Here is a 13,156-nt window from a genome sequence, read left to right on the forward strand (position 1 = left end):
CTAGTGGTTCATCACAGTGATTTTGACGTTTTGATACCGAGCCATCCGAGGATAGGCAACTTTTCGGGTGGCAAGAGGATCTCGATGCTTCGAGCGACGCCGGGCTGGCGACGAATGAACCCGTTGCGTTCGAGGGTGAGGATCATCTGGTGGACTGACGGCGGGCTGACGCGGAAATGCCGCTGGATGTCGGCCTCGGCGGGCGGCTGTCCGAACATGTACGAGTAGGTATGGATGAAAGCGAGATAGTGTCCCTGCTTCTCGGTGAAGTGCGCGCCTGATTTTTGACTCATAGCTGGATTCGTCCCGGCCTCCGACAAGGAGGCGAAGCATGAATGTACGTTATCGGGTCGAATTGAGCCAAGCCGAGCGGGACGAACTGACGGCAATGCTCGGCGGCGGCACGCATTCCGCCCGCAAACTCAAACGGGCTCAGATTGTGCTGGCGGCCGATTCAGGCAGCTGCGACGCGGAGATTGCCCGAACCGTCCGGGTCAGCCTTTCCACCGTCGGCCGGACCAAACGCCGTTTCGTAGAAGGCAATCTGGAGCGGGCCTTGAGTGAGGAGCCGCGTCCGGGCGCGGAACGCAAGCTGACAGGCAAGGAAGAGGCCCTGCTGGTGGCGACGGCATGCGCCAAGCCGCCCGCCGGCCGCAAACGCTGGACGCTGACATTGCTGGCCGACGCGATGGTCAAGCTCACCGATCACGCCAGCCTGTCGGGCGAGACCGTGCGCCGCCGGCTGGCCGACAACGACCTCAAGCCGTGGCGCCGGGATATGTGGTGCATTCCTCATGTCGACGGCGAATACGTCGCCCGGATGGAGGATGTGCTCGATCTCTACGCCGAGGCGCCGGATCCCGAGCGGCCCCTGGTTTGCTTCGACGAGACCCCAGTCCAGCTGATCGGCGAGGTACGCCAGCCGATCCCTGCCCAACCGGGACAGCGCGAGCGCTACGATTACGAATATCGCCGCAACGGTACCGTCAATCTCTTCGTCACCTTCGATCCGCATCGCGGCTGGCGCAATGTCAAGGTTACAGACCACCGCGCCGCGGTCGACTACGCGCACTGCATGCGCGAACTCGTCGACGTCCACTATCCCAATGCCGCCTGCATCCGTGTGGTGCAGGACAATCTGTCGATTCATACGGCCGGCGCGCTATATCAGGCATTTGCGCCTGCCGAGGCCCGTCGCATCCTGCGCCGCCTCGAGTTCCACTACACCCCGAAACACGCCAGCTGGCTCAATATGGTCGAGTGCGAGATCAGCGTGCTGCAGCGCCAGTGTCTCGGCCGTCGCATCGACGATCCCAAAAGGCTTCGAAAAGAAATCGCAGCATGGCAACGGCAGCGAAACAAGGCGCGAGACCGCATCAAATGGATGTTCACAACCGACAAAGCCCGCGCCAAACTCGGTCGCGCCTATCCAGTTGCCGCCAAAGAGTCAAAACCACTGTGATGAACCACTAGCGCCCCGGATCGCGCGGCGAAATGCCTTTGTGGCAGGGCGGCTGTCCGATAATCCTAGCCCGGATGGAGCGGGGATCCTTACGAGAAGCGAGAGAGACCCGGATTTCGCTTTGCTCCATCCGGGTTACAGTTCGCAGGATCAATGCGCCTCGGCGCTCGCGGCGACCAGCGACATCCGCGGGCTCTCCCGCACTGGCTCGTCGGCATATTTCAGCACGGCGGACTGGTAGAGCACGAACAGCGGCTGGTAGCTGCGGGCATTCTCGTCCTCGACCATCGCCATGCGGCGGTTGTCGAGCATCAGCCAGCGGCCGTCGAGCCGCGCGGCAGCAACCGCATGTCCTTCGCCCGAATGCGCATCGCGCACCACCACGATGCGGAGGTCTTCGGCCGCAACGCCGGCGAGCCGCAGCGCAGCCAGCTTGGCAATGGCATAGTCCTCGCAGTCGCCGGCGCCGCGCTGGAAGGTCGCAAGCGGCGAGCTCCAGACGTCTTCGGCGCCGTCACTTGCGGCCCTGATGGCAAGGTTGATGGCGCGATTGGTCTCACCCAGTCGCGCGCGGCCGTCGCGGGCGCGGGCCTTGTCGACGATGGCGAGCAGCTTCAGGGCCGCGGGCGAGGCGCAGTTGTCGCGATCGCCGTCGCACAGTGCGAGCTGCACCATGTCGTCGTCGATCTTGTCTTTGAGCGCGAACCATTTCTGTCGGAGGTCGCCGGCGGAGAGCGCGAAGGCGAATACGCCGAACGGCTCGGTGGATTTGCGCACGAGCAGGGCGGATCCAGGCGACAGCAGCGTGCCGGCGCGAAGTTCGGCGGCCGATCCGAGCAGGATCAATCCGCAGACGACAAGGATTGCGCGCCAGGCGCGGCTGTAAGCGGCGGTCTCCATCTGACATCCCCTTCCGGCTACGTCAGATCCCCTCGACCCGTCCGCGCCGGCTTTGTTGCTTTCGCGCAGATGGTGCGAGGCGGGGCGTTCCGTTCAGCTTAACGCGCCGGGCGGGGGGCGCCAAAACCAATAAACAGACTGAAATCAGACTCGACGGTTTGCGTAAAATTTTACGAATCGGCGGCTAGGAGGCCGCGGCTGCCGCGAAATGGAACAAATTGCAGGTACAGGCTGTGGAACAATTGATTCTGGGTTCTATGGCTAACGGCCCGCTATTTCACGGCTTCTGTTATCTACCTCACAGTTTTAGTTCCGTATTTGCCGCAGGATGGTGCAGGGAACCAGACATAAAAGACGACTGAAGTATTCGCTGGCGAGCATCTACGACGAAATACATTGGAATACGGGGCATGCGCTCGAAAGAGCCGATTTCTACCGGAAAGTATTCGGATGATTACTTTGCTTTCTCTGGGATCTGACGGTCCGAGACGGGGCCGAGCGGCCTCGTCACGCGAAATCACACAAGCAATCAATGGTTTCGCTAAGGACTTGGTAATGCTATGCAAGCTTAGGCGGGGCCCGAGCGCCCGATACTTATTTAAATATTAACTCTTTTGCGGTGCCCCGTTGAATTACGCTGGCAAATTTGACGCCGCGCTCTCCTTGGATGGCCAGGGTTCCCCATCGGCTGCCTACGTCCATGTCGATTCCTTCACGGCGAAGGGCCATGGACACCTGCCGGATGGCGCCGTCGTTGTTCCCGATCCGAACCTGATCTTCCACGGTGAGTTCCGCCGCGCGGGCGTTGATCTCGTGCTCTCCAACGACGGTCATGAGTTCGTCGTTCACGATTACTTCAAGGGCGACAAGCGCGCGGCGATCGCCTCGCCGGACGGCGCGCATCTCACCGGTGACGTCGTCAGCGCGCTCACGGGGCACGTCCAGTATGCGCAGGCGGCGCCCGGCGCAGCCAGCGCAGAGGTCATCGGTCACGTCACCAAGCTCGCCGGCAGCGCGACCGCGGTCCGCAACGGCGTCTCGATCATCCTGAACAATGGCGACAACGTCGAGAAGGGCGACGTGGTCTCGACCGGCGCGGATTCGACGCTCGGCGTCACCTTCATCGACGGCACCGTGTTCGGCCTGTCCTCCAACGCGCGGATGGTGCTGAACGAGATGGTCTACGACCCCAACGGGTCGAGCAATTCCTCGCTGCTCAGCCTGGTCGCGGGCACCATCACCTTCGTCGCCGGCGAGACCGCCAAGCACGGCGACATGAAGATCGACACGCCGGTTGCCACCATGGGCATCCGGGGCACCGCGGTGCTGACCCAGATCAATTTCGTCGTTCCGCCGGGCGGCGGCGATCCGCAGCCGCAGGCGAGCTTCCAGGTGCTGGTCGAGCCGAACGGCACGACGGGCTCCTACATCCTGTTCGACAAGATCACGCTGTTGCCCATCGCGACCGTCAACCAGGCCGGTCAGATGATCCAGATCAGCGGTGGCAACGTCTCGGTCAGCAATGCGCTGTTGTCGCCGGATGTGCAGAAGCTGATCACGGACGTGTTCACGCTGAAGTTCACCGACAACAACACCAACACCAAGCAGACCACGAATTTCACCGACACGATCACGCAGACCAGCGACGGACTCGTGATCAAGACGGCCTCCGGCTACGTCGCGATCCCGACCTTCGTCAATCTCAACCAGCAAGGTCCGACTCCGCAGGCGCCGGGCGATCACACGACGTCGAACAACCGCATCCCCGGTGCGCCCCAGTCGCGGAGCCTCGACCTCAACGACAATCCGGCGACGGCGTTCGCCGTCACCGAGCGGACGGGCAAGACAGGCGACGCGACCGACGTCGACACGGTCAGTGGCAGGATCACCTTCCTCGACTTCAACCTGGCCGACCAGCCGACGGTGAAGGTGGATCTCGCCCAAGCGCCCAACTTCGTCTACCAGAACGCCGGCCATCAGGACGTCACTGCCACGCTCACGGCGCTCCAGAAGCAGGACATCGCGGCAACCCAGATCAATATCTCGGTCGTGCCCGATGCCAGCAACCACAACAACGGCTCGGCGGTCTGGACCTATAGCGTCCCCGACAAGCTCTTCGACTTCCTCGCGGCGGGCGAGACGCTGACGCTGACCTACATCGTTCGCGTCGACAACAATTTCGCCGCGAACAACGAAACGGCGTACATCCCGATCACCATCACGATCACCGGCACCAACGATAAGCCGGTGATCACCACCAGCGTGCCGACCATCACCTTCGACGGCGGCACCAGCGTGGAGGGCGGCTTGCTCACCAGCAAGGTGCCGACCTCGGGCACGCTGACCTTCACCGACGTCGATCTGACCGACACGCACACGGTCTCGGTATCGGACTTCAGCGCGGTCCTGCCCGGCGGCACGGTGCCCGACGCTATCTTCAAGTTCTTCAAAACTGCCATGTCGGTCTCGATTGCGGCCGGCCACGACAGCACCGGGACCGGCACGGGAGCGATCACCTGGGCGCTGGGCGAAATTCCCGTCTACCTCGCCGACTTCATCCCGAAGGACGCGGTGCTGACGCTGACCTACACGGTCAAGGTCACGGATTCGCAGGGCGTCAGCGCGGACCAGACCATCACGGTCACGATCACGGGCACCGACAGCCCGGCGGTGGTGTGGATCGCGACCGCGGAGAACGGCGCTCCACTCGGTGGCCTCTGGAGCGATGGAACCAACTGGGAGACCGGCGTTGCTCCGACGATCGACGACGACGTCATCGTCATCACCAACCAGCTGATCGGGCTGACGCCATCCTATCCGGTGACGATCGACGTGGCGGCGTTTGCGAAGTCGTTGACGATGAACGACTACGACATCACGCCTCTGCACAAGGTCCCGGAGGTCATCAACAAGAGCACGTTGACGATCGCCGGCGCGCTCAGCTTGAGCGCCGATTCGAAGCTCACCAATTTCGCTGCGGGCATCATCCTGGTCGGCGGCAAGGCCGAGATCCTCGGCACCAGCGTGCTCGCCAATGCCGGCTATCTGACGCTCGCGGGCGGCGGCGATTTCGCCAGCGGGACGTCGATCACAAATTCCGGCACGATCGAGCTGTCCGGCACGTTGACGACGCTGACGACGCAGGCGGACATTCACAATGCCGGCGGCACGCTGAAGGTCGATGCCGGCGCGACGCTGATCGTCGACAACGCGACCATCGATGGCGGCACGGTGACGATCGCCGGAACGCTGGAATCGATCGGCACGAGCGCCATCACGAACAGCGACGTCACCAACACCGGCACGATCACCGTCACCAGCGGCACGCTGACGATTGATCCCGCGGTGCTTCACACCATCACCAACGACAGCCTGATCCAGGCGATCAATGGCGGCACGCTGAAGCTCTCGACCATGATCGTCAACAACGCCAGCACCGGCGTGATCACGGTCGACGGCATCTCGAAACTCTATTTGTCGGACGTGACGATCAACGACGGCAAGCTGAACAATTCCGGCCATCTCTACAGCGTCTCCGGCTCCAACAAGGTCACGGCCGCCGTCACCAACACCGGCACCATCGAGGTTCAGGGCGATACGCTGAACCTTGCCGGCGGCCTCAGCGGCATCGGCACGCTGATCATCGACAATGGTGCCAAGCTCGAGCTCGCGGGGGCGGACGCCGAGACCATCACCTTTGCCGGCGGCACCGGCACGCTGCAGCTCGACAAGGTCGCGAGCCAGAGCTTTACCGGCACCATTGCCGGCCAGACCTCGGCCGACGGCGCGTTCGCGATCACCGGCGCGGCCGACATCAAGACATCAAGTGGCGACGCGCTCGACTTCACCGCGTCGAAGGGCTCGCATGCCGGCATCGTGCTGACGCCGACCGGCGCGCTGACGGGCAAGGCCAACGGCATTGTCGTCACCCAGGACGGTACCGGCGATATCTCGCTGACGGCGACCGGCGACATCACGGGTCTCGCCGGCCATGGCATCTGGCTGAGCGACAGTGCGAACGGCGCCGGCAGCATCACGGTGAAAAACCTCACCGGCAAGGCCACCGGGACGGGGGCGGGTTCGGAAGGCATCCTCGTCGAGAATCTCAACGCCGCCAACAGTGGCGACATCTCGATCACCCAGCTCGGCGGCGCTGCCGGCGGTGCCTACGGCATCGATGCAACCACGCAGGGTAACGGCAAGATCACCATCGAGGCCGGCGGCAATATCACGGGCGCCTCGATCTACGGCATTCGCGCGCGCAGCTATGGCAGCGGCAGCGAGACGATCACGACCGACGCCGGCGGTGTCGTTACCTCGGGAAGCTCCGGCATCGTTGCGGTCAATCGTGCAGCCTCGCTCGATGCGTCCGTCGGGAGCACGATCACCGTCAATGCCTACGGCACCATCCACTCCGGCGCTGCGCTCAACCAGAGCAACACTTCGCCGGCCGGGATTCAGGCCGGCTACACCGGTGCGAACACCGGTAGTGTCGCCAACACCAAAGTCGCCGGCTCGGTTGTCGTCAACAACCACGCCGACATCTCGGCCGCGGGTGGTTACGGCATTCATGCCTACAACTACGGCAATGGCGACGTTACGGTGAACGACGGTGCCGGCACGACGATCGTCGGCGCCGACGAGGGTATCCGCGCCCAGGCGCTGAGCGGCGGCACCGGCAACGTCAGCGTCAGCCTCCACACCAACACATCGGTGACGGGAACGTCGGGCTTTGGCATCTACGCCAGCAGCATCGACCAGGGCGACATCACGATCACGCTCGGGGCCGGCGCGACGGTCACGGGCGGTGACGATGCCATTCGCGCCAACGCGCTGGGCGGGGTTGCGGGCGACATCAGCATCACCCTCGGCAGCGACGTGTCGGTGACGAGCACGACCGGCTACGGCATCATCGCCTATAGTGAGGACCAAGGGAACATCAGCGTCGCCATGGCGAAGGGCGACAACATCGACACGAGCGGCTCGGGCAGCTCGGGCATCGTCGCGGTCAACTATGCGACGGCAATTGATAGCAGTCTGCACAGCAAGATTGATGTCGAGGCGCACGGTGCCATTCATTCCGGCTCGACCCTGAACAATGATCTCACCACGCCAGGTGCGATCATCGCGGGCTACAAGCCGGGCGGCAACGGGACTTTCAACGACGCCGTCACCGGCGACGTCACGGTCACCAGCGATGCCACGATCATCGCGGATGCGGGCTACGGCATCGAGGCGTTCACCTGGGGCGCCGGCGATGTGACGGTTACGACAGGCCTGGATTCGTCGATCACCGCCGCGGGCACGGCGATCGCCGCTTTCGACCATGGCGGCGGCGACGTCAGCGTCACCAATGAAGGCGGCGCCACCGGCACTGTCGGCTTGGCCGCCCTTGCCACGGGCGCCGGCAACGTCACCATCACCAATGACGGCCATATCACCAGCACGAGCCTGGCCGGTATCAGCGTTACACAGAACGATGCGGGCGCCATCGGTTCGACGCATATCACCAACAGCGGCTCGATCGTGGCCCCGACCGGCCATGCGGCGATCTTCATCCAGGAGAATACGCACGGCGCCGCGGTGATCGACAATTCCGGCACCATCGGGCCGGCTGTCGGCTCGACCGTGACCGCCACGACCTACGCGATCGTCGAGACCGGCGGCGCCATCACGATCAACAACACCGGCCACATCAACGGCAACATTTCGGTTGCCTCCGCGACCTTCAACAATGAGGCGCACGGAGTCTGGACGGTGTCCGGAACGAGCGTCTTCGGCACGCTGTCCTCGATCAGCAATGCCGGCGAGATCGATCTGCACAACGGTGCCTCGATCTCGGGCGCCGATGGAACGGCGTTCACCATCGGCAATTCCGGCGAGATCGAGAGCTGGGGCGCGGCGTCGATCACCGGCTCCATCATCAATACCAACTCGATCGAGGTTCACACCGGAACCCTGACGCTGTTCGGTTCGCTGTCGGGCTCCGGCTCGGTCAAGATCGATGCCGGCGCGACGCTCGATGTCCACGGTACGGTGTCGCAGACCGTCACCTTCGCCGGCGGCGGCGCCGAACTCCAGATCGATACGTCGGATTTCGGCGGTTCGATCGCGGGGTTTGCCGCGACCGACAAGATCGATCTGTCGACGATCGAATATGGGCTCGGCACCAGCGCGGCCTATGTCAGCAACGCCGCGCACAACGGCGGCGTGCTCACCGTCACCGATGCCGATGGTCACAGCATCAGCCTGACCCTGGTCGGCGACTACAGCAATGCGCATTTCGCCGGCGGCACCGACGGCCATGGCGGCACGTTGATCACGTACAGTGCCGACGACGACCAGCCGACCTTCACCCCGTCGGAGACCTCGCAAAGCGCCGGCGTCGCGGAGCAGGCGAACCTCACGGGCTCGTCGACGTCGGATCAGTCGACCCCCGCGACCGGCACGATCCATTTCACCGACGTCGACCTGACCGACCGGCCGACGGCGAAGATCTCGGGTCAATCCGTGACCTGGCTCGACGTCGACCACACCAAGGAGCTTACGCTCACGTCGGATGAGGTCACCGCGCTGGAAAGCGCGCTGACGATCCAGACGACCGGCAAGAACAATGGCGCCGTTGGCTGGAGCTATTCGATCACTGACAGCGCGCTGGACTTCCTCGGCGAGGGACAGACCGCGACGGTGGTCTCCACCATCACGCTCGACGACCATCAGGGCAAGACCGACACGGCGCAGGTCACCGTGACGATCACCGGCGCGAACGATGCGCCGAAGATCGGTTACAGCTTGCCGAACTATCTTGCATTCGACGGCGCCACGGCGGTGAGCGGCGCGGTGTCGACGCAGAATACCGGAAATGGATCGGACGGCGTTTCGCTCCAGGGCTGGGTCAACTGGAGCGGCAAAGGCAATTCCGGCGAGTCCCAGCTTGTGTTCTACAACGGGAGCACGTCGGACGCGGGCTTCGGTGTCAACGGCGTGGTCACCAACGACGGCAAGCTTGACCTCCAGATCCAGAATGGCGGCATTCCCGGCATCGACACCGGCATCACGATCGACGCCAATCATGCGCACAATATCGCGCTGACGCATGTCAATGGCCTGTTCACGCTCTATGTCGACGGCGTCGCCGAATATACGACGACGGCGAACGTCAATGGCATTCCTGCCGGACATGCCGATTTCACCGAGATCGGCGGCGTCCCGACCGAAGACGGCACGGGCTTTGCGACCGAAGGCTTCCGGGGCAGCATCTCGGACGTCAGCATCTGGAACACCGCACTGACGCAGGCGCAGGTCCAGGCCAACCAGACGGCGACGCTGACCGGCGGCGAGAGCAATCTCGTCGGCCTCTTCCCGCTCCACGACGGCAGCGGCGCGACGGTCACCAACCTCGCAAGCGGCGGCGGCGATCTGACCATCCACGGCAATGCAGCCTGGATCGGCGCCACGTCAGGCGGGGTCAGCGCCTCCGTGACGGAAACCGACGCGGGGCAGGCCGTTCACGGCACGCTGACCGTCACCGATGTCGACGTCACCGATCACGTGACGGTCGCGCTCGACCACGTCTCCGTCTATCTTGACGGGCACTTGCAGGCTGACGGCATCGACGGATTGTCGAACACGGACTTTCTGAACTACCTGACGGTCCAGTCCGGCGATATCCTGAACGGCACTGCGACCCAGGCCCAGTTCGACTGGAGCTTCAATTCGAACGGCCAGGCCTTCGATTTCCTCGCCGCCGGCCAGACGCTGTCGCTGCAATACACGATCGTGCCGAACGACGGGCACGCCGCGACCGGCACCAGCAATGGCGTCGTCACCATCAACATCGCCGGCAGCAACGACGCGCCGGTCATTGACACCGAGAACGTCAGCGTCACGCAAACCAGCGACGAGCGCGTGACCGTACACGGTCTGTCGGTCACCGATGTCGATGCAGTCGCCGATGAAACGTTCGCGATCACTGCCAGCACTGCCGTATCGGGCAGCAATGTCACCCCCTCGATAGGGTCCGGTTCGCTAGCCGGCATCAACTCGGCATTGCAGACCATTACCTACAGCGAGGGCACCGCTGAGCCTTCCACCGACACGGTTGCGCTCACCGTGACCGATGGTCACGGCGCAACCGATACGGTCAATCTGATATTCAATCTCGCTGAAAGCGCGAACGATCGGGTGAGCCTCAACAGCACGACCGGCAAGGACGTGCTGTTCGGAACCGGCTATGAGGACCGGTTCGTGTTCTCGGCCAATTCGAACCACGATACCATCGTGAACTTCACGTCGGGTCAAGATCAGATCGACCTGTCAGCGGTCGTGACGACGGACAATGCTTCCGCCTGGATGGCTCAGCACGTCACCGCATCTCCGGCAAACTCGGCAGATACCCTGATCACGATCGATGCAGCAGACACCATCGTCCTGAAGGGCGTCAGCGTCGGCAGTCTCCATGCAAGCGACTTCGTCGTCCACTGACCGTCACCTGGAAGTCGTTCGGCGCATTCGATCGAGGCTGCCTTTGGACGTGAAAGCGTGATATTCGACAAGTATGAAGCGCCTCAAAATCCTATGGCGGTGGTTCGCGCGAAAGTTCGGGTTTGCCCGGCTGATGTGCCTGGCGCTGCTGATCGGATTCGCCGGGCTTCGCGTCTGGGATCCGCCGCCGATCCAGGAACTGCGCCTGCGCACCTTCGACATGTTTCAGCTGATCGATCCGCGCCACAAGGCGGCGCGGCCGGTCACCATCATCGACATCGACGACAGGAGCCTGGGCAAGCTCGGCCAGTGGCCGTGGCCGCGCACGCGGATCGCCGACATGATCCTGAATCTCACCAATCTCGGCGCGGTGGCGATCGGTTTCGACGTGGTGTTCTCCGAGCCCGACCGGCTCAATCCGGATATCGTCGCTGGCCAGATGCGCTATCTGGACGACGTCACCCGTGCCAAGCTGCGCGAGCTGCCGACCAACGACCAGACCCTCTCGGAAGCCATCAAGCGCTCGCGCGTGGTGCTGGGTGAGACCGGACAGCCGGCCGCTACCGCCGAGATCGACAAGACGCTTCCCTTCACGGGCGTGGCGACGGTCGGCGAGGAGGGGGCCGAACGCTTCCTGTTCGAATTCCCGGGCCTGCTCCGCAACGTGCCCGTCATCGAGAAAGTCGCCGCAGGCCGCGGCCTGTTCACCATCAGGACCGAGCGCGACGGCTTGATCCGCCGCGTGCCGATGATCATGCGTGCGCAGGGCAACATCATGCCCTCGCTCAGCCTCGAGATCCTGCGCGTCGTCACCAGCACGCCGACGCTGCTGGTCAGGACCGACAAGACCGGCGTCAGGGCGATCCGCCTCAAGGGCGTCGAGATTCCGACCGACAAGAACGGTCAGCTCTGGGTTCACTATGCCCGCCAGGATCCCTCGATCTACGTCTCGGCGGCCGATGTGCTCGACAACAGCGTGTCGCCCAGCAAGATCGCCGGCAAGCTGGTGCTGATCGGCACCTCCGCGGTGGGGCTGAACGACATCAAGACCACGCCGGTGTCGGCGAACATGCCGGGTGTCGAGATCCACGCCCAGGTGCTCGAAAGCGTGCTGAGCGGCGCGGTGATCTCGCAGCCGAACTATGCGCTCGGCGTCGAGCTGCTGGCGGCGCTCATCATCGGCCTGCTCGTCATCATCTTCACGCCGAACCTCGGCCCGGTGCGGCTTGTGCTCGCGGGTGGAATGTTCGCGGCGGTGCTGGTCGGCGTGTCCTGGTTCTTCTACGCGCAGTACCGCTACCTCATCGACTTCACCTATCCGCTCTTGTCGACCACCGCGATCTACCTGACGCTGATCTTCGCGAGCTTCGTGCGCGAGCAGCGCCAGCGCGTGCAGATCCGCGGCATGTTCGCGCAGTACATGTCGCCCGTTCTGGTCGAGCAGCTCGCGCAGTCGCCGGAAAAGCTCGTGCTCGGCGGCGAGGAGCGCGAGATGACGATCATGTTCTCCGACGTGCGCGGCTTCACCACGATCTCCGAGAGCTACAAGCAGGATCCGCAGGGCCTGATCGCGCTGATGAACCGCTTCCTGACGCCGCTGACCGACGTGATCATCGAGCAGAAGGGCTATATCGACAAATACATGGGGGACGCCATCATGGCGTTCTGGAACGCGCCGCTCGACGATGCGCAACACGAGGTCAACGCCTGCGAGGCCGCGATCCAGATGCTCGAGCAGATCGACACGGTCAACAAGGCGCGCGAGCAGGAGGCCGCCGAGGGCGGCCACGTCTACATCCCGCTCAATGTCGGCATCGGCCTCAATACCGGCATCGGCGTGGTCGGCAACATGGGCTCCGATCTGAAGAAGAACTATTCGGTGCTGGGCGACAGCGTGAACCTGGCCTCGCGCCTGGAAGGGCAGTCGAAGGAATACGGTTTCCCAATCATCGTCGGCTCCAAGACGGCGCTCGCCGCCAAGGACAAGTTCGCGATCCTCGAGCTCGACTTCATCATGGTCAAGGGCAAGACCGAGCCGGAGGTGATCTACGCCATTGCCGGCCGGGAGGACGTGATGCATTCCGCCGCGTTCCAGCGGCTGCGCAACATCACCATCGAGATGCTCGGCTGCTACCGCGGCCGTGACTGGCAGGGCGCGCTCGCCGCGATCGATCGCGGCCGAAAAAGCGAGGACGCCGACACGCTGGAAAAGCTGTTCAAACTCTACGAAGCGCGCATCAAGGATTTCCAGCTCAATCCGCCACCCGACGGCTGGACCGGGGCGTATGCGCTGCTGACGAAGTAGCGGGC

General features: G+C 63.6%; 5 protein-coding genes. 3 read left to right on the plus strand and 2 right to left on the minus strand.

What is annotated here, in order from left to right; genetic code table 11:
- Window positions 1-11: 11 nt before the first annotated feature.
- Window positions 12-293 (minus strand): LexA family protein, encoded by a 282-nt coding sequence (locus AXW67_RS32815; RefSeq protein WP_063675745.1) that lies wholly within the window; start codon window positions 291-293, stop codon window positions 12-14.
- A gap of 38 nt (window positions 294-331) precedes the next feature.
- On the opposite strand from AXW67_RS32815, the gene AXW67_RS32820 reads away from it, so the two are divergent.
- Window positions 332-1,462 carry an IS630 family transposase gene (locus tag AXW67_RS32820; RefSeq protein WP_063675747.1) on the plus strand — a complete coding sequence of 377 codons (1,131 nt, stop codon included), beginning with the start codon at window positions 332-334 and terminating at the stop codon, window positions 1,460-1,462.
- A gap of 150 nt (window positions 1,463-1,612) precedes the next feature.
- On the opposite strand, the gene AXW67_RS32825 is transcribed toward AXW67_RS32820, so the two are convergent.
- Window positions 1,613-2,362 (minus strand): transglutaminase-like cysteine peptidase, encoded by a 750-nt coding sequence (locus tag AXW67_RS32825; protein ID WP_063681261.1) that lies wholly within the window; start codon window positions 2,360-2,362, stop codon window positions 1,613-1,615.
- 627 nt (window positions 2,363-2,989) lie between these two features.
- On the opposite strand from AXW67_RS32825, the gene AXW67_RS32830 reads away from it, so the two are divergent.
- A complete protein-coding gene (locus tag AXW67_RS32830) occupies window positions 2,990-10,846 on the plus strand; it encodes a LamG-like jellyroll fold domain-containing protein (protein ID WP_063681262.1) in 7,857 nt (2,618 codons plus the stop codon).
- Between the two features lie 73 nt (window positions 10,847-10,919).
- Window positions 10,920-13,151, plus strand: coding sequence for a CHASE2 domain-containing protein (locus AXW67_RS32835; RefSeq protein WP_063681263.1), 2,232 nt, complete (start codon window positions 10,920-10,922; stop codon window positions 13,149-13,151).
- Window positions 13,152-13,156 lie beyond the last annotated feature (5 nt).

The organism is Bradyrhizobium neotropicale (assembly GCF_001641695.1).
Taxonomy (GTDB): Bacteria; Pseudomonadota; Alphaproteobacteria; order Rhizobiales; family Xanthobacteraceae; genus Bradyrhizobium; species Bradyrhizobium neotropicale.

What these genes read in the sequence shown, in the direction of transcription:
- AXW67_RS32815 (WP_063675745.1), bottom strand. Translation starts at nt 293, where the DNA reads ATGAGTCAAAAATCAGGCGCGCACTTCACCGAGAAGCAGGGACACTAT.
- AXW67_RS32820 (WP_063675747.1), top strand. Translation starts at nt 332, where the DNA reads ATGAATGTACGTTATCGGGTCGAATTGAGCCAAGCCGAGCGGGACGAA.
- AXW67_RS32825 (WP_063681261.1), bottom strand. Translation starts at nt 2,362, where the DNA reads ATGGAGACCGCCGCTTACAGCCGCGCCTGGCGCGCAATCCTTGTCGTC.
- AXW67_RS32835 (WP_063681263.1), top strand. Translation starts at nt 10,920, where the DNA reads ATGAAGCGCCTCAAAATCCTATGGCGGTGGTTCGCGCGAAAGTTCGGG.